Source organism: Streptomyces sp. NPDC107765, assembly GCF_055657085.1.
In genome coordinates this window covers 1-15,595 of record NZ_JBVKBL010000021.1, presented here as the reverse complement: position 1 = coordinate 15,595, position 15,595 = coordinate 1, and the positions used below count along the sequence as shown (strand labels likewise).

The following is a 15,595-nucleotide window of genomic DNA, read 5'->3' as shown; positions in this document are numbered from 1 at the left end:
CGGAAGGGGCCGCGATGGCCGTGCCCGGCTCGTGCACATCGCCCCCCGCGCCATGGCCCACCTGCCCTGCCCGTCAGAGGCGTGCGCACTTGACAGCCGCTGTCAGCTACCCGGCGGTACGCGTTCGGGGTGCTGGAGGGCCAGTCCGTCCACCAGCGCCCGCAGCCCGGTCTCGAAGGCGCCCTCGTCGACCTGGCGCTGATGCTCCGCCAGGAGGTGCGCCTGGCCCAGGTGCGGATAGTCGGCCGGGTCGTAGGCGCTCGGGTCGTCGACGAAGCCGCGGGCGAACGAGCCCAGCGCCGAGCCGGCGACGAAGTAGCGGACCATCGCGCAGATCCGGGTGGCCTGTGCGGGCGGCCAGCCCGCCTGGACCATCCCGCCGAAGGCCGCGTCGGCCATCTTCAGACCGGCCGGGCGGCGGCCGGGGCCCTGGGCGAGGAACGGCACGATCTGCGGATGGGCGGCGAGCGCGGCGCGGTAGGAACGCGCCCAGCCGAGCAGCCCGGTGCGCCAGTCGCCGCCCGCCGCGGTGAACGCCGAGACGTCGACCTGGGCGATGACCGTGTCGGCGACCGCGTCGAGGATCTCGTCCTTGGTGGTGAAGTGGTTGTAGAGGGACGGGCCACTGACCCCCAGTTCGGCGGCGAGACGCCGGGTCGAGAGCGCCGGCAGTCCCTCGGAGTCGATCAGCGCGAGCGCCGTGGAGACGATGCGCTCCCGGCTCAGCAGGGGCTTGCGGGGTCGGGCCATGGGCCACATAGTAGAGGCTGTTCCGCAAAAACTAGCAGTGCTAATTAAATGCCTTCTCCTCGTCCACAAGGGGTCCGAGATGAATCTGGAGCTCAGCGCGGAGCAGACCGCGGTCCGGCAGCTCGCCCGGGACTTCGTCGACCGCGAGGTCGCCCCGCACGCCGCCGCCTGGGACCGCGCCGAGAAGGTCGACCGCGGCATCGTGAAGACCCTCGGCGACCTCGGCTTCCTCGGCCTGACCGTCCCCGAGGAGTACGGCGGCTCCGGCGGCGACCACCTCTCCTACGTCCTGGTCACCGAGGAACTGGGCCGCGGCGACTCCTCCGTGCGCGGCATCGTCTCGGTCTCCCTCGGCCTGGTGGCCAAGACGGTCGCCGCCTGGGGCGACGCAGACCAGAAGCGACAGTGGCTGCCCCGGCTCACCTCCGGCGAGGCGGTCGGCTGCTTCGGCCTCACCGAGCCCGGCACCGGCTCCGACGCCGCCCACCTCGCCACCCGCGCGGTCCGGGACGGCGACACCTACGTCATCAACGGCGCCAAGACCTTCATCACCAACGGCACCTGGGCCGATGTGGTGCTGCTCTTCGCCCGCACCGGCGAGGCCCCCGGACACCGGGGCATCAGCGCCTTCCTCGTCCCCGCCGACACCCCGGGTCTGGAACGGCGCGAGATCCACGGCAAGCTCGGACTGCGCGGCCAGGCCACCGCCGAACTGGTCCTGGACGGCGTCCGGGTGCCGGCCGGCGCGATGCTCGGCCCCGCGGGCAAGGGCTTCTCGGTCGCGATGTCCGCGCTGGCCAAGGGCCGGATGTCGGTCGCCGCGGGCTGCGTCGGCATCGCCCAGGCCGCCCTGGAGGCCGCCCTCGCCTACGCGGGCCGGCGCGAGCAGTTCGGCAAGCCGATCGCCGGGCACCAGCTGGTCCAGGAGCTGATCAGCGACATCGCCGTGGACGTCGAGGCCGCCCGCCTGCTGACCTGGCGGGTCGCCGATCTGATCGACCGCGGCGAGCCGTTCACCCCCGCCGCCTCCCAGGCCAAGCTGTTCGCCTCCGAAGCCGCGGTACGCGCCGCCAACAACGCCCTCCAGGTCTTCGGCGGCTACGGCTACATCGACGAGTACCCCGTCGGCAAACTCCTCCGGGACGCCCGGGTGATGACGCTCTACGAAGGCACCAGCCAGATACAGAAGCTGGTCATCGGCCGCGCGCTGACCGGCGTCTCGGCCTTCTGAGCGCCCGCCCGGCACGCCGCCGCACCCGGGTCGGGGCCCCCGGACGCCCCTAAGCGCTTGCTCACCAGCCAGGTATGGTGTTCGATCCGTCAGAGGAAGGTCCCTGGCGGATCGAGGAGCGGGGTGCGCGATGGGTGCGGCGGCACAGCGGGCTGCTGAGGAGAGCGAGGAGTGGGCCGGGGTGACCCCGGACGCCGCGCGACGGCTGGTCAGCGCCGCCGTCGAGGCGTTCGCCGAGCGCGGCTACCACGCCACCACCACCCGCGACATCGCCGGCCGGGCAGGGATGAGCCCGGCCGCCCTCTACATCCACTACAAGACCAAGGAAGAGCTGCTCTACCGCATCAGCGGCATCGGCCACGAGAAGGCGCTGCGCATCATAAGCGCCGCCGCCGAGGCCGATGCCGGCGCCACCGAGCGGCTCCGCGACGCGGTGCGCACCTTCGCCCGCTGGCACGCCGAGCACCACACCACCGCCCGGGTCATCCAGTACGAGCTCCAGGCACTGAGCCCCGAGCACTACACCGAGATCGCCGGGCTGCGCCGCCGCACCGACCGGCTCCTGCGGCAGATCATCCAGGACGGCGCGGACAGCGGGGAGTTCCGCGCCGACGACGTACCGGGCACCACCCTCGCGGTGCTGTCCCTCTGCGTCGACGTCGCCCGCTGGTTCTCCGCGGACGGCCCGCGCACCCCCGACGAGGTCGGCGCCCTCTACGCCGATCTCGTACTGCGCATGGTGGGCGCCCAGTAGGACACCCGGTGACTCCGGAGCAGCGCGAGCAGTGAGAGCAGCGAGGAAGAGGAGCAGCCCATGCGCATCGTGGTCAGCGAGTTCATGAGCCTGGACGGCGTCGTACAGGCGCCGGGCGGACCCGACGAGGACACCGACGGCGGCTTCGCCCACGGCGGCTGGTCGCACCCGTACTTCGACCCCGAGGTCATGGGCGGCGCCATCAGCGACGCGGTGGCCACGACGGAGGCGCTGCTGTTCGGCCGCCGCACCTGGCAGACCATGGCCGCGGCCTGGCCCGGGCGGGCCGGCGACCCGTTCGCTGACCACATGAACGCCGTCCGCAAGTACGTGGTGACCGGCACCCTCGACGACGCCGACCTGACCTGGAACAACACCACCCGGATCCCGGCCGGCGAGGTCGTCGCCCGCATCCGCGACCTGCACGCCACCGACGGCGGCGACCTCCACGTCATGGGCAGCCCGACGCTCGTCCGCACCCTGCTGACCGAGGGCCTGGTCGACGAACTCCGGCTCATGATCATGCCGGTGCTGCTCGGCGGCGGAAAGACGGTCTTCCCCGCGGACGGCGGACGGCGCCCCCTCGAACTGGTCTCGACGGTCACCACCGGCACGGGCGTCCACGTGGCGACGTACCGGCCCGCCGAGAAGGGCTGACAGGGCGGGAAGCGCCGACGGGGCCGGAAGGGCCGGCAGGGCCGGGAAGGGCTCAGCGGTACGCGGAAACGGGGCGCCGGCGCGGGCTCTCCGCCCGTACGCTGCGCCCATGTCATCCGTCATCGTGGACCCGGGCGTCGACGTGCCGGTGCCCGCCCGGGGCGAGCTCTGGACGGTCGGCGCGGTCATCCTCAACCGGCGCGGCCAAGCCTTCGCGCAGAAGCGCAGCGCCGACCGCCGCCTCTTCCCCGGTGCCTGGGACATCGTGGGCGGCCACGTCGAGCCCGGCGAAACGCTCCTTCAGGCGCTGGCGCGCGAGGTGGCGGAGGAGACCGGCTGGCGCCTGCGCCGGGTGCGCACGCTGCTGGGCGTCACCGCCTGGACAGGGGACGACGGCGGCGGGCTCCGGCACGAGGCCGATTACCTCGTCGAGGTCGACGGGGACCTGGACCGGCCGGCCCTGGAGTGGTCCAAGCACTCCGCCTACGACTGGTTCGGCCCCGCCGACCTGCACCGCCTCACCGAGGACCGCGCGCCCGGCGAGCTCCTGATCCACGACCTGATCGCACAGGTCGTGGGAGGCGCGCCCTACAGGTAGAACCGGCTGACCGACTCCGCGACGCACACCGGCTTGTCGCCGCCCTCGCGCTCGATCGTCACGACCGTGGTGAGCTGGACGCCGCCGGTCACCTCGGTCACCTCCGCGAGCTTGGCGGTGGCGCGGAGCCGGGAGCCGACCGGGACGGTGGCGGGGAAGCGGACCTTGTTGGTGCCGTAGTTGATCCCCATCTTCACGTTGTCCACCCGCATCAGCTGCGGAACGAGGGCGGGCAGCAGCGACAGCGTCAGATAGCCGTGCGCGATGGTCGTGCCGAACGGGCCGGCCGCGGCCTTCTCCTGGTCGACGTGGATCCACTGGTGGTCGCCGGTGGCGTCCGCGAACAGATCGATCCGCTTCTGGTCGACCTCCAGCCAGTCACTGGGGCCGAGCTCCTCGCCGACCGCGGCCCGCAGTTCGTCGAGCGATCCAAACACTCGGGGCTCTGCCATCTCCGTCTGCCTCCTCGGGATCCGTTCGCCGCCGTCGTCACCGGCCGGACGCTTACTAAGCGCTTGCTCAGAATGCTGAGTGCGACCACCGGCTGTCAACGCCCGGGCCGCGATCATCGGAAGCCGGAACATCGGAAGCCGGATCACCGGAAGCCGGATCATCGGAAGGTGGGAGGGGGCACCCCGTAGGCTGGAAAGGTGCCTCAGCTTCCCCACAAGGTTCACGAACTCACCGTCGGCCAGCTCTCCGCGCGCAGCGGCGCCGCGGTCTCCGCGCTGCACTTCTACGAGTCCAAGGGGCTGATCAGCAGCACCCGGACGGCGGGCAACCAGCGGCGCTACGCCCGTGACGCACTGCGCCGGGTCGCTTTCGTCCGGGCGGCGCAGCGGGTCGGGATCCCGCTCGCGGTGATCCGGGACGCGCTGGCGGAGCTGCCGGACGAGCGCACGCCCAACCGCGACGACTGGGCCAAGCTCTCCCAGGCCTGGCGCACCGAACTGGACGAGCGGATCAGTCAACTCGTCGAACTCCGCGACCGGTTGACCGACTGCATCGGCTGCGGCTGTCTGTCGCTGGACCGGTGCGGGCTGTCCAACCCCTACGACAACCTGGGCGAACGCGGGCAGGGTGCACGGCGGTTGCGGGTCGACCGCGCCACCAAGGACCCGGAGGACGGTCGGCGCCGCGCGGACGGGGAGCAGCCGCGCGAGGACGCCGGCCGGTCCCGCGCGGAGGGCGCACGGCGCGGCACGGGTGGCGAGCAGGAGTGCGTGCGCGACGACCAGCGGTGCTGAGCCGGCGTGACGGCCCGCGCGGCGTCGGCCCCTGAGGCGCTGCTTCAGCTCGTCAATGCCCGTGCCGCGGCGACCAGTTGGGCGTTGTCGGCGGCCGGGCGGCCGTCCGGCAGCAGCAGGGTGTCCTCGAAGCCGATCCGGGTGTCCAGGCCCAGCTCGACGGCGAGCCGCAGCACCGGCCAGGCGCCGCCGTCCCAGCCGTGCAGCAGCACCGGGCGGCCGTGCGCTCCGCCGGCCACCTCGGCGAGCAGCGCGCGGGCGGTGGCCGGCGCCGACCCGGCGTCGGTGTCGGTGACTTCGGCGAGCACCCGCAGGACCCGCGGCGCGAGCGGCGAGCGGAGGAACCGCCCCGGACCCGGCGTGCCCGACCAGAGACCGGCCTCGACCGCCGTGCCGCGCTCCAGCAGGGCGGCGGCCAGCGCCTCGGCGCCCTCCTCGTGCCAGTTCACCGAGGCGTGATCGGGCAGCACCGTCCATGAGCGTATGCGCTCCACGCGGCGGTCTGCGGGTCTGCCTGACCCGTCGGACGGGGCGGGCGGGTCCGGCTCGGTCCAGGCGCCGGTCGTCACGCCCACCGGGACGTCCACCGCCGCCCTGACGGCCTCCAGGGCGGGGCCCACCACGCGCGGCGAGAGCGAATCCCTGCCGCACGGGGTCTTGGGATGGACGTGGACCTCCTCGGCGCCGGCCGCCACCGCCCGCCGCGCCGCCTCCGCGAGCGCGGCCGGCGACATCGGCACTGCTCCCGAATCCGCCGCGGTCCGGGGCCCGTTGAGACATACCTGCAGCACGTTTCCCAGCATGCCACCGGGGTCCGACAACGGCCTGGCGCCAGGGTCCGAACAAACGGCCCGACGCCGGGGAATGACGGCTGGGTCCGGCAATGGGTCCCGGCAACGGGCTCCGGCCGTACGCGACGCGGGCTCAGGCCGCCGCGAACGCCCCCGCTAGGTGGGTCCGGTGGGCGGCCCGCAGCGTTTCGGGGGTCAGGACAGCCACCGGGGCCAGCACACCGCACTGGCGGCAGGCCGGGCCGGGCGCCGGGGCGTCCGCGGTCTCCGGGAGCCAGGCGAAGCGGGTGGAGCCGCAGACGGGGCAGTCATGGCGCGGCCGGCCGGCCTCCATGGCCGTGATCATGCGGTGCAGCACCACCGCGAGCCGGGCGGCCGGATGCCGGTGCGGTGACTCGCACGGCACGATGTCACAGCCGCCCCAGGTACGGCGGTGCCAGTCGTCGAGGGCGCCGACCTGCCGGATGCCGTCGTGCTTCTCCTTGCGGCGCCGGGCGGCGAACTCCTCCTCGTACGCGAGCCAGAGGCTACGGGCCTCCTCCAGCTCGGTGAGCGCGGCGACCAGCCGCTCCGGGTCCGGATCGCGGTCCTGGGTCGCGATACCGGCCCGGGTGCACAGATGGTGCCAGGTGGCGCGGTGCCCGTAAGGGGCGAACCGCTCAAGGCACTTGCGCAGGGCGGTGCGGCGCTGGGCCGCGACGAGTCGTGGATTGCGGACCTGTTCTGCGAGGGCTCTGAAACCGGCCATTTCATCCCACCTCCGGGGGGAGGACCCGACTGGACGGGGATGGGACGTAACCGATCACCAATCGGATCCCTCGAATTTTTTTGCGGTTTCGCGAGCGATGTTCCGACGTGTCGGGCGGTCAACTGCCGAGGTCTGTGGGGAAGAAGAAAAGATGACGGTTGTTCATCTTCCGGCCGGGGATAACCGCCGGTAACGTCCCGCCCACCCTCTCTCCCCGTGCCCTCGCGGAGCAGCGGGAGACCCCCATCGAGGAGCAGGAATGCGACGACGTACCGGACGGCTCAGGACTGCCGCGGTGGCGGCCCTGTGCGCCTTGGGTGCCACGCTCATGGCGCCACCCCCCGTCGCGGCCGCCACCGCGGCCGACGAGACCCACGACTACTGCCAGGGCCGGTGCGCCGACATCCTGCCGCCCGGCGCCACCGGCAACGCCACCCTGGTGGAGATCCTCGGCAACAAGCTGTTCGGCACCCACCCCGAGCACTCCACCGACCAGCTCGGCCCGTACGCCGCCCTGGCCGGCGGCTACCAGTCGCTCACCGACGACACCCTCACCCACTTCTTCAACGACGCGTCCTTCGGCGTCCCGGCCGACCAGGTGGGCAAGGTCACCGCGCCCCGCGACGACGTGACCATCACCCGCGACAAGAAGACCGGCGTCCCGCACATCAAGGGCACCACCCGCTACGGCACCGAATTCGGCGCCGGCTACGCGGCGGGTCAGGACCGCCTCTGGCTGATGGACCTCTTCCGCCACATCGGACGCGGCGAGCTGACCTCCTTCGCCGGCGGCGCACCCGCCAACCAGGGTCTGGAGCAGGAGTTCTGGCCGCAGGCGCCGTACACCGAGAAGGACCTCCAGGAGCAGATCGACTACATCAGGGACCACAACGGGGAGCGCGGCAAGCAGGCCATGGCGGACGCCCAGGCGTACGTCGACGGCATCAACGCCTACCGCGAACAGTCCAAGAACGGCCGCTACTTCCCCGGCGAATACGTCCTCACCGGCCACATCGACGCGATCACCAACGCCGGGGAGATCCAGCCCTTCAAGCTCACCGACCTGATAGCCCTGGCCTCCGTCGTCGGCGGCCTCTTCGGCAACGGCGGGGGCGGCGAGGTCACCAACGCCCTGTCGCTGCTCGCCGCCCAGCAGAAGTACGGCATGAAGAAGGGCACCGAGGTCTGGGAGTCCTTCCGCGAGCGCAACGACCCCGAGGCCGCCAAGACCCTGCACGACGGCCAGAGCTTCCCCTACGCCGTCAAACCGGACAAGGCGCAGGGAACGGCACTGCCCGACCGCGGCTCGGTCACCCCCGAACCCCTGGTCTTCGACCGGACCGGCGCCGCCACCGCCAAGGGCGGGACCGCGCCCCAGGACCCGGTCAAGGCCCCGAAGAAGTACCGGAAGCTGGAGGGCCTCTTCAAGGACGGGGTGCTTCCCAAGGGGAGCTTCAACCCCACCCAGCACCGCGGGATGTCCAACGCCCTGCTGGTCTCCGGCAAGCACACCGAAAGCGGCCACCCGGTCGCCGTCTTCGGCCCGCAGACCGGGTACTTCGCGCCGCAGCTGCTGATGCTCCAGGAGATCCAGGGCCCCGGCATCAGCGCCCGCGGCGCCTCCTTCGCCGGCGTCGGGATGTACATCCAGCTCGGCCGCGGCCAGGACTACGCCTGGAGCGCCACCTCCGCCGGCCAGGACATCACCGACAGCTACGCCGTCGACCTGTGCAACCAGGACGGCTCACCGGCCACCAAGGACTCCACCTCCTACCGCTACCACGGCTCGTGCGTCCCGATGGAGAAGCTGGAGCGCACCAACTCCTGGAAGCCCACCGTCGCCGACCCGACCGCGGCCGGCTCGTACCGGATGCAGGTCTTCCGGACGAAGTACGGCACGGTCACCCACCGCGCCACCATCGGCGGCAAGCCCGTCGCCTACACCGCGCAGCGCTCCACCTACCGCCACGAGGCCGACTCCATCATCGGCTTCCAGATGTTCAACGACCCCTCGGCCGTGCACGACGCGACGTCCTTCCAGCAGGCCGCGGCGCACATCGGCTACGCCTTCAACTGGTTCTACGCCGACTCCCGCGACATCGCGTACTTCAACAGCGGCCTCAACCCCGTCCGCAACCCCGACGTCGACCCCTCCCTGCCGGTCAGGGCGGACGACGCCTACGAGTGGCGCGGCTACGACGCCGCCACCAACACCAGCGACTACACCCCGCCCGCACAGCACCCGCAGTCGGTCGGCCAGGACTACTACATCTCCTGGAACAACAAACAGGCCAAGGACTACGACTCGGCCGGCTTCGGCAACGGCCCGGTGCACCGCGCCAACCTGCTGGACGACCGGGTGCGCGCGCTGACCCAGGAGGGCGGGGTCACCCGGGCGTCCCTCACCCGCGCGATGTCCGAGGCCGCGGTCACCGACCTGCGCGGTGAGGACGTGCTGCCCGAACTCCTGCGGGTCCTGGGCAGCAAGCCGGTCACCGACCCCGCGCTGAAGACCGCCGTCCAGCAGCTGGCGGCCTGGCGCAAGGACGGCGCCCAACGCCGGGAGACCAGCCCCGGCTCGCACACCTACACCCACCCCGAAGCGGTCCGTCTGATGGACGCCTGGTGGCCGCTGATGATCGAGGGCGTCTTCAAGCCCGGCCTCGGCGACGACCTGTACGGCGCCCTCACCTCCGACCTCGGCATCGACGAGTCGCCGTCGGCGGGCCACGGCCCCACGGGGGCGCACGCCGGATCCGCCTTCCAGTACGGCTGGTGGTCCTACGCGGACAAGGACCTGCGCTCCGTACTGGGCGAGACGGTCAAGGGCCCGCTGGCCCAGCGGTACTGCGGCGGCGGCGACCTGTCCGCCTGCCGCGACACCCTGCTGGCCACCCTCCGGCAGGCCACCGCCAGGACGGCCGAGCAGGTCTACCCGGGCGACGCCAGCTGCAAGGCCGGCGACCAGTGGTGCGCGGACGCGATCGTCCACCGCGCGGTCGGCGGGCTGACCCACGACACCATCAGCTGGCAGAACCGGCCGACCTTCCAGCAGGTGGTGGAGTTCCCCACCCACCGGTAGGAAGCAGGCCGCAGGACACGAAGGCCCCGGAGCCCGCTCGGCGGCGCACCGGGGCCTTCGTGCGTAACCACCCCTGCACCGGCGGTGATCGAGGGCTTGGCTATGCTGCACAGTCCTGAATTCCAGGCACGGGAAAGCGAGTACGAGTAGGGGCGCATGGCCTTGTCCGGACCGCAGCAGTACCCGACGGAGCTGCTTGACACCACGATGGACCAGCTGCGCACGCTGATCGTCGTCCACGAGGCGGGCACCGCGCTGGGTGCCGCCCGCCGGCTGGGCCGCGAACAGTCCAGCGTGCAGAAGCAGTTGGACACCCTGAACCGCACCTTCGCCGGGCTGTGCGGCGAGGAGCTGGTACGCAAACAGGGGCGCGGCCGGGACGCCCTGTTCACCGCGACCGGCGAGGCACTGGTCGGGCTGGCCCGCCGCACGCTGGGGGAGTGGGCCGAGGGCGTGCACGACGCCCGGCGCCGGCTCGGCCGGACCCTGTCGGTCGGCACCACCCGCTACACCCTCGGCTTCCTGCTCGACGCCGCGGAACGGGTCAGCGAGGACTACGCGCGCGAGAACGTCGACCTCAAGGTCACGCACGTCCGCACCGGCGACCTCTTCACCAAGCTGCGCAGCACCGAACTCGACCTGGTCTGCGGCAGCGTGGTGGTCACCGAGGGCGAAGAAACGGAACTGCTGGCCCCCTACGAGGTCATGGAGTGGCGGCGCAGCGGCCTCTCCCTGCTGACCAACCTGCCGCCGGACCGGCTTCCCGGCGCCTCCCTCCCCGCCCACGAGCTGGACCGGCTGCCCCTGGTGATCTCCGCACGGGGACTCATCGGCCGCTTCCTGACCGCCTGGTACGGCACCGACTACCGCCAGAAGCTCTCCATAGCGGCCGAGATAGAGGCCGCCCACTACGGCTTCGAACTGCTGCGTTCGGGCCTGGTGAGCGGCGCGATGCTGGTCACCCGGGGCATCGGCGAGGCCGCCGCGGACGGCCGGCTCCCGGAGGCCGGGGGCCTGCGCACCCTGGAGATCGTCGGGGACGTGGGCCCGCGGACCGAGGTCCTGGTCGGCGTCTTCACCCGGCGCGGGGAGCGGGCCTCGTACCCGCCCGGCCATCCGCTCAACCTCCTGTGGAAGGCGCTGTCGGCGGAGAACGAGCGCTGGTGGCTCCAGTCGTGAACGCCTGAGGCGTCAACTCCCGTGCGGTCGCCGGTGGTTCGTCCGGCGGCAGCAGCCCTCCGCCGCGGCGCTCAGCCCAGGTCGCGCTCCCGGGTCTCCGGCAGCGCCAGCACGCACACCAGCGAGACCACCGCCATGGCGCTGACATACCAGCCCACCGAGGCGGAGCCGAACGAGGACTGGAGCCGGGTGGCGACCAGCGGAGCCACCGCGCCGCCCAGCACGCCGCCGAGGTTGTACGCGAGCGAGGCCCCCGAGTAGCGCACCGTCGTGCCGAACAGCTCCGGCAGGAACGCGCCCATCGGGCCGTAGATCACGCCCATGCAGAACAGCGCCCCGCCGATGCCGAGCGCGACCAGCACCGGCTGGCGGGTGTCCAGCAGCGGGAAGAGCGCCGGGCCCCAGACGGCGGCGCACCCGCTGCCGAGCAGGACCAGCTTGCGGCGGCCGGCCCCGTCCGAGCGGGTGGCGGCGAGCCAGGTGCCGGCGGCGAGGAACAGGCAGGCGACGAGGGACAGCCCCAGCATGGTGTTGCGGGAGATGCCCAGGGTGCCGGTGGCGTAGGAGAGGCAGTAGGTGGTGGCGGTGTAGAAGAGGCCGTACGCGATGATCATGCCGCCGGCGCCCAGCAGCAGTTCGCGCGGATGGCGGCGCAGTACGTCGGCCGCGGGGACCTTGCCGGCTTCCTGGGCGTCCAGCACCCGGGCGAACACCGGGGTCTCGCTGATCTTCAGCCGGACGAACAGTCCGACGCCGACGAGGAGGAAGGACAGCAGGAACGGCACCCGCCAGCCCCACGACCGGAACGCCGCGTCGTCGAGCCCGGACGACAGCAGCCAGAAGACTCCGGTCGCCGCGAAGAACCCGACCGAGGGGCCGAGTTGGGGGAAGGCGGCGTACCGGCCCCGGCGTCCGCGCGGGGCGTGCTCGACGGCCAGCAGCGCGGCCCCGCCCCACTCGCCGCCCAGCCCGATGCCCTGCAGGAAGCGGAGGAGGATCAGCAGCAGCGGGGCCCAGATGCCCCAGGTGCCGTAGCCCGGCAGCAGTCCGACGAACGCGGTGGACAGTCCCATCAGCAGCAGCGAGGCGACCAGTACGGACTTGCGGCCCACCCGGTCGCCGAAGTGGCCGAATATCACCGACCCGAGGGGCCGGGCGGCGAACGCCACCGCGTAGGTGGAGAAGGACGCGAGGGTGGCGTTCACCGGGTCGAGGGTCGGGAAGAACGCCTGGTTGAGGACGAGCGCGGCGGCCGTCCCGTAGATGTAGAAGTCGTAGAACTCGATGGCCGTCCCGATGAACGAGGCCACGGCGACCCGCCGCAGGCTCTCCTTGCTCTCCGCGGGCGCTGCCGTGGACCGGTCCGTCTGGCCCGTCTGGTCCGCCTGGTCCGAAGTGGTTTCACTCTGCACCTGTCGCACTCTCACGTGGTCGGCCGAGCCAGTCAATACGTGGGATGCGAGATCTCGGTACATGAGATGTCGGTGGGGTGCGCGTGGCGTTCCGACGCGATGCGGAAATGGCCATTTCTCGGCGCAACCGGATACCTCTGCCGGGAGTCCTCAGAAAGGGAATCGGGCGACGTTCGGCTCTCCGTGGGGCGACGAACGGCGGCCGGTGGCCGGAACAATGGGGGTGTGAGGTGCTGACCGGCAGCGGGATTGAAGGATTCCGTTTGGCTTCCCGCGGCATGTGGATTCCGTCCCGGCCAATCCGCAGTTGGTGCAGCATAAGAAAGATATCCGCTTCAACTACTCGATCGTAGTTTACCTTTGGCTGGTTGCCGGGGGCGCGTGGCGTGAACTATGCTTCAAGTGGGGGTCATTCAAAGGTTTGGTGACGCTTCATTTGATGTCACCACATCAAATGAAGGGGACATCACGCGGCCGGTCCGAGCCGACTTTTCACTCTTCACTCTGAGTGCGGTAAGGGCCAATACTGCTGCGGGGGGAGCAGAGGTACACACTCTCGGCCTGATCCGCGCCGACTCTCCGTGCAGCAGCACGGAGAGGTAGTTCCATACGCGATCTTCTACAGGCCAGATCCGGTGCCGTAACCGCCGACGGGGTGCCGTGACGAGGACTGAAGCATTGCTGTACGCCGGGGCCGACCGACCCCGGCGCACAGGCGTGAACGTGGTTCACCAGTGGTTCTTCTGAACGGGGGAAAAGAAGTGACCCAAGCGGTCGGACTTCATCTGGGTACAAACGTCGACATTCCCGTATCGATAGCGTTTCTTCCGGGAGTCTCTGTCATCTCCTTGCTGGCCGATGTCCTCGGTGTCGCGCAAGGCGTACCGGTGAGCCGGCGCAGGCTGCTGCGGAAGGCCTGCCCCGAGTATCTGGCGGATGTGATGGGGCCGATCACCGCGGGCGGCTCCCTGCACATTCCCGAATCCCTCCTGATGCGGGGGGAACTCAAGGAAAGCAGTATGCGCGAGGAGGTCCGGCGCATTGCCGAGATGCCGCCGGACGCACTCCTCACCGACCTGGCCCGCACATTCGGCGGAGAAGTGCCGCCGGCCTGGCGCAAGGCCACGGACAATCCCGCCGACTTCCTGAATGCATATGCCGGACTGGCGCGAAAGGTATGGAACGCGGTGGCCCCCGTATGGCAGCAGGGAAAGCCCTTACTGGAACGGGAAATCGAGCGCGCGGGAGTGGCCTCGGTCACCGGAACGATGAGCGCGTTCCTCGCGAATCTCAGCCCGCGCATCGCCTTCGTCGACGGAAACATCCTGCTGCCCGACCACGCACCGATCGAAAAGGGCGCCACGGTACGCAAGTTGACGCTCATGCCGCTGGTCTCCGGCACCCGCGCCTGCGCCTACCACCTCGACCGCCACGGCCACATGTACCTCGGCTATCCCGTCGCCGGTCTCGCCCCGCTCCTGCAGGGCGAGGCCGCACGGGCGGAGACGGCCGCCGACGCGCTCGCCATGATGCTCGGCGAGCTGCGGGCCGACATCCTCCGGACGGGCAACCAGCCGGTCACCATGGGCAAGCTGGCCGACCTGCTGCACTGCACCGCCGGCACGGTGACGTACCACTGCCGGCAACTGGAACAGGCCGGTCTCCTCTCCCGCGAACGGCGCGGCCGGGAGGTCCGGATACTGCGCACGCTGCGGGGCGACGCACTGGTGGACGCCCTGTCATGAAGGCGACGAACAGAACGGACATGCCCCACATGACGAACGCGAGGGACGCGGCGGACATGATCGAACGACGAGCACCGGACCTCCGCCTCGTCGTCCTGGTCTCGGGCTCCGGCACGAACCTCCAGGCCCTCCTCGACGCGATCGCCGCCGATCCGGCGGGCTTCGGTGCGCAGATCGTCGCGGTCGGTGCCGACCGGCCGGGCATCACCGGTCTGGAACGTGCGCAGCGCGCCGGACTGCCGACCTTCGTGTGCCGGGTGAAGGACCACGCCACCCGAGAGGAGTGGGACGAGGCCCTGGCCGAGGCGACCGCGGCCTACCGGCCGGACCTGGTGGTCTCGGCGGGCTTCATGAAGATCGTCGGCAAGGCGTTCCTCGCCCGGTTCGGCGGCCGCGTCCTCAACACGCACCCCGCCCTGCTGCCCAGCTTCCCCGGCGCCCACGGCGTACGCGACGCACTCGCCCACGGCGTCCGGGTGACCGGCTGCACGGTGCACCTCGTCGACGACGGCGTGGACACCGGCCCGATCATCGCGCAGGGCGTGGTGCAGGTACGGGACGAGGACGACGAGGCCACGCTGCACGAACGCATCAAGGAGGTCGAGCGCGCACTGCTGGTCGACGTCGTACGAAGGATCGCCCGGAACGGCTACCGGGTGGTGGGGCGAAGAGTCCTGATTCCCTGAGTGTGGTGGTGGCTGTGGCCCCGTTGCCGGTCCGGCAACGGGGCCACAGCCACCGTCAGGTCACCTCATGTCAGGCGATCAGCCCTGGGATGGTGCTCTCGTGGGCGGTGCGCAGTTCGCTGAGCGGGATGCTGAACTCGCCCTGGACGTCGATCTCTTCGCCGTCGACGACACCGATGCGGGTGGCCGGCAGGCCCCGGACGGTGCACATGTCGGTGAAGCGGACTTCCTCGCTGCGCGGCACGGCGACGACCGCACGGCCCGCCGACTCGGAGAAGAGGAAGGTGAACGCGTCCAGTCCGTCGGGCACGACGAGCCGGGCACCGGTCCCGCCGCGCAGGCAGGACTCGACGAGGGCCTGGATCAGGCCGCCGTCGGACAGGTCGTGGGCGGCGTCGATCATGCCGTCGCGGGAGGCGGAGATCAGGATCTCGGCCAGCAGCCGCTCGCGCTCCAGATCCACGGCCGGCGGCAGACCGCCGAGGTGCTCGTGGACGACCTGCGACCAGGCCGAACCGCCGAACTCCTCACGGGTGTCACCGAGCAGGTAGATCAACTGTCCTTCCTCGGCGAACCCGATCGGCGTGCGGCGCGTGACGTCATCGATCACACCCAGCACGGCCACGACCGGCGTGGGGTGGATCGCGGTCTCGCCGGTCTGGTTGTACAGCGAGACGTTGCCGCCGGTCACCGGGGTGCCCAGGATCTGGCAGGC

At 71.2% G+C, this 15,595-nt stretch carries 15 protein-coding genes; 9 read left to right on the top strand and 6 right to left on the bottom strand.

The window, feature by feature from the left end:
- Positions 1-102: 102 nt before the first annotated feature.
- The gene (locus tag ACZ7MX_RS35260) at positions 103-750 is read right to left on the bottom strand and encodes a TetR/AcrR family transcriptional regulator C-terminal domain-containing protein (protein ID WP_472138222.1); all 648 of its coding nucleotides are present in this window, start codon (positions 748-750) and stop codon (positions 103-105) included.
- A 79-nt stretch (positions 751-829) separates the two neighbouring features.
- Between ACZ7MX_RS35260 and ACZ7MX_RS35255 the strand changes: the two genes are divergently transcribed.
- From ACZ7MX_RS35255 to ACZ7MX_RS35240, 4 genes are all read left to right on the top strand, one after another.
- On the top strand, positions 830-1,981 hold the full coding sequence (locus tag ACZ7MX_RS35255) for an acyl-CoA dehydrogenase family protein (RefSeq protein ID WP_472138220.1): 1,152 nt from the start codon (positions 830-832) through the stop codon (positions 1,979-1,981).
- A gap of 130 nt (positions 1,982-2,111) precedes the next feature.
- Positions 2,112-2,735: a TetR/AcrR family transcriptional regulator gene (locus tag ACZ7MX_RS35250; RefSeq protein WP_472138218.1), complete on the top strand. Its 624-nt coding sequence runs from the start codon at positions 2,112-2,114 to the stop codon at positions 2,733-2,735.
- A 60-nt stretch (positions 2,736-2,795) separates the two neighbouring features.
- Positions 2,796-3,392, top strand: a complete 597-nt coding sequence (locus ACZ7MX_RS35245) for a dihydrofolate reductase family protein (protein ID WP_472138216.1) — start codon at positions 2,796-2,798, stop codon at positions 3,390-3,392.
- 109 nt (positions 3,393-3,501) lie between these two features.
- Positions 3,502-3,990, top strand: a complete 489-nt coding sequence (locus tag ACZ7MX_RS35240) for an NUDIX hydrolase (RefSeq protein WP_472138214.1) — start codon at positions 3,502-3,504, stop codon at positions 3,988-3,990.
- On the opposite strand, the gene ACZ7MX_RS35235 is transcribed toward ACZ7MX_RS35240, so the two are convergent.
- Positions 3,981-4,442 (bottom strand): MaoC family dehydratase, encoded by a 462-nt coding sequence (locus tag ACZ7MX_RS35235; protein ID WP_030814872.1) that lies wholly within the window; start codon positions 4,440-4,442, stop codon positions 3,981-3,983. The two genes, ACZ7MX_RS35240 and ACZ7MX_RS35235, sit on opposite strands and share 10 nt — an antisense overlap.
- Positions 4,443-4,640: 198 nt before the next feature.
- Here ACZ7MX_RS35235 and soxR point away from each other — a divergent pair, with 198 nt between their 5' ends.
- Positions 4,641-5,237, top strand: a complete 597-nt coding sequence (soxR, locus tag ACZ7MX_RS35230) for a redox-sensitive transcriptional activator SoxR (protein ID WP_472138213.1) — start codon at positions 4,641-4,643, stop codon at positions 5,235-5,237.
- A 44-nt stretch (positions 5,238-5,281) separates the two neighbouring features.
- On the opposite strand, the gene ACZ7MX_RS35225 is transcribed toward soxR, so the two are convergent.
- Positions 5,282-6,028 (bottom strand): 3-keto-5-aminohexanoate cleavage protein, encoded by a 747-nt coding sequence (locus ACZ7MX_RS35225; protein WP_472138211.1) that lies wholly within the window; start codon positions 6,026-6,028, stop codon positions 5,282-5,284.
- 133 nt (positions 6,029-6,161) lie between these two features.
- Positions 6,162-6,776 carry a hypothetical protein gene (locus ACZ7MX_RS35220; protein ID WP_472138210.1) on the bottom strand — a complete coding sequence of 205 codons (615 nt, stop codon included), beginning with the start codon at positions 6,774-6,776 and terminating at the stop codon, positions 6,162-6,164.
- 259 nt (positions 6,777-7,035) lie between these two features.
- On the opposite strand from ACZ7MX_RS35220, the gene ACZ7MX_RS35215 reads away from it, so the two are divergent.
- Together ACZ7MX_RS35215 and ACZ7MX_RS35210 are read left to right on the top strand one after the other, a co-directional pair.
- The gene (locus tag ACZ7MX_RS35215) at positions 7,036-9,858 is read left to right on the top strand and encodes a penicillin acylase family protein (RefSeq protein ID WP_472138208.1); all 2,823 of its coding nucleotides are present in this window, start codon (positions 7,036-7,038) and stop codon (positions 9,856-9,858) included.
- Positions 9,859-10,014: 156 nt separating this feature from the next.
- Positions 10,015-11,037, top strand: coding sequence for a LysR family transcriptional regulator (locus ACZ7MX_RS35210; protein WP_472138206.1), 1,023 nt, complete (start codon positions 10,015-10,017; stop codon positions 11,035-11,037).
- Between the two features lie 71 nt (positions 11,038-11,108).
- Here ACZ7MX_RS35210 and ACZ7MX_RS35205 read toward each other — a convergent pair whose 3' ends face one another.
- On the bottom strand, positions 11,109-12,362 hold the full coding sequence (locus ACZ7MX_RS35205; RefSeq protein WP_472138394.1) for an MFS transporter: 1,254 nt from the start codon (positions 12,360-12,362) through the stop codon (positions 11,109-11,111).
- A 974-nt stretch (positions 12,363-13,336) separates the two neighbouring features.
- On the opposite strand from ACZ7MX_RS35205, the gene ACZ7MX_RS35200 reads away from it, so the two are divergent.
- Both ACZ7MX_RS35200 and purN read left to right on the top strand, forming a co-directional pair.
- The gene (locus ACZ7MX_RS35200; RefSeq protein WP_472138205.1) at positions 13,337-14,194 is read left to right on the top strand and encodes a winged helix-turn-helix domain-containing protein; all 858 of its coding nucleotides are present in this window, start codon (positions 13,337-13,339) and stop codon (positions 14,192-14,194) included.
- Positions 14,195-14,223: 29 nt separating this feature from the next.
- Entirely contained in the window at positions 14,224-14,880 is a 657-nt protein-coding gene (gene purN / locus ACZ7MX_RS35195) for a phosphoribosylglycinamide formyltransferase (protein WP_472138203.1), read from the top strand.
- A gap of 70 nt (positions 14,881-14,950) precedes the next feature.
- On the opposite strand, the gene ACZ7MX_RS35190 is transcribed toward purN, so the two are convergent.
- Positions 14,951-15,595: AIR synthase-related protein (locus ACZ7MX_RS35190; RefSeq protein ID WP_472138202.1), on the bottom strand; the 645-nt coding region annotated here is incomplete at its 5' end.

Excerpts from the sequence above, each read along its gene's own strand:
- ACZ7MX_RS35260 (WP_472138222.1), bottom strand. The coding sequence starts at position 750 with ATGGCCCGACCCCGCAAGCCCCTGCTGAGCCGGGAGCGCATCGTCTCC.
- ACZ7MX_RS35255 (WP_472138220.1), top strand. The coding sequence starts at position 830 with ATGAATCTGGAGCTCAGCGCGGAGCAGACCGCGGTCCGGCAGCTCGCC.
- ACZ7MX_RS35250 (WP_472138218.1), top strand. The coding sequence starts at position 2,112 with ATGGGTGCGGCGGCACAGCGGGCTGCTGAGGAGAGCGAGGAGTGGGCC.
- ACZ7MX_RS35245 (WP_472138216.1), top strand. The coding sequence starts at position 2,796 with ATGCGCATCGTGGTCAGCGAGTTCATGAGCCTGGACGGCGTCGTACAG.
- ACZ7MX_RS35240 (WP_472138214.1), top strand. The coding sequence starts at position 3,502 with ATGTCATCCGTCATCGTGGACCCGGGCGTCGACGTGCCGGTGCCCGCC.
- ACZ7MX_RS35235 (WP_030814872.1), bottom strand. The coding sequence starts at position 4,442 with ATGGCAGAGCCCCGAGTGTTTGGATCGCTCGACGAACTGCGGGCCGCG.
- ACZ7MX_RS35220 (WP_472138210.1), bottom strand. The coding sequence starts at position 6,776 with ATGGCCGGTTTCAGAGCCCTCGCAGAACAGGTCCGCAATCCACGACTC.
- ACZ7MX_RS35215 (WP_472138208.1), top strand. The coding sequence starts at position 7,036 with ATGCGACGACGTACCGGACGGCTCAGGACTGCCGCGGTGGCGGCCCTG.
- ACZ7MX_RS35210 (WP_472138206.1), top strand. The coding sequence starts at position 10,015 with ATGGCCTTGTCCGGACCGCAGCAGTACCCGACGGAGCTGCTTGACACC.
- purN (WP_472138203.1), top strand. The coding sequence starts at position 14,224 with ATGACGAACGCGAGGGACGCGGCGGACATGATCGAACGACGAGCACCG.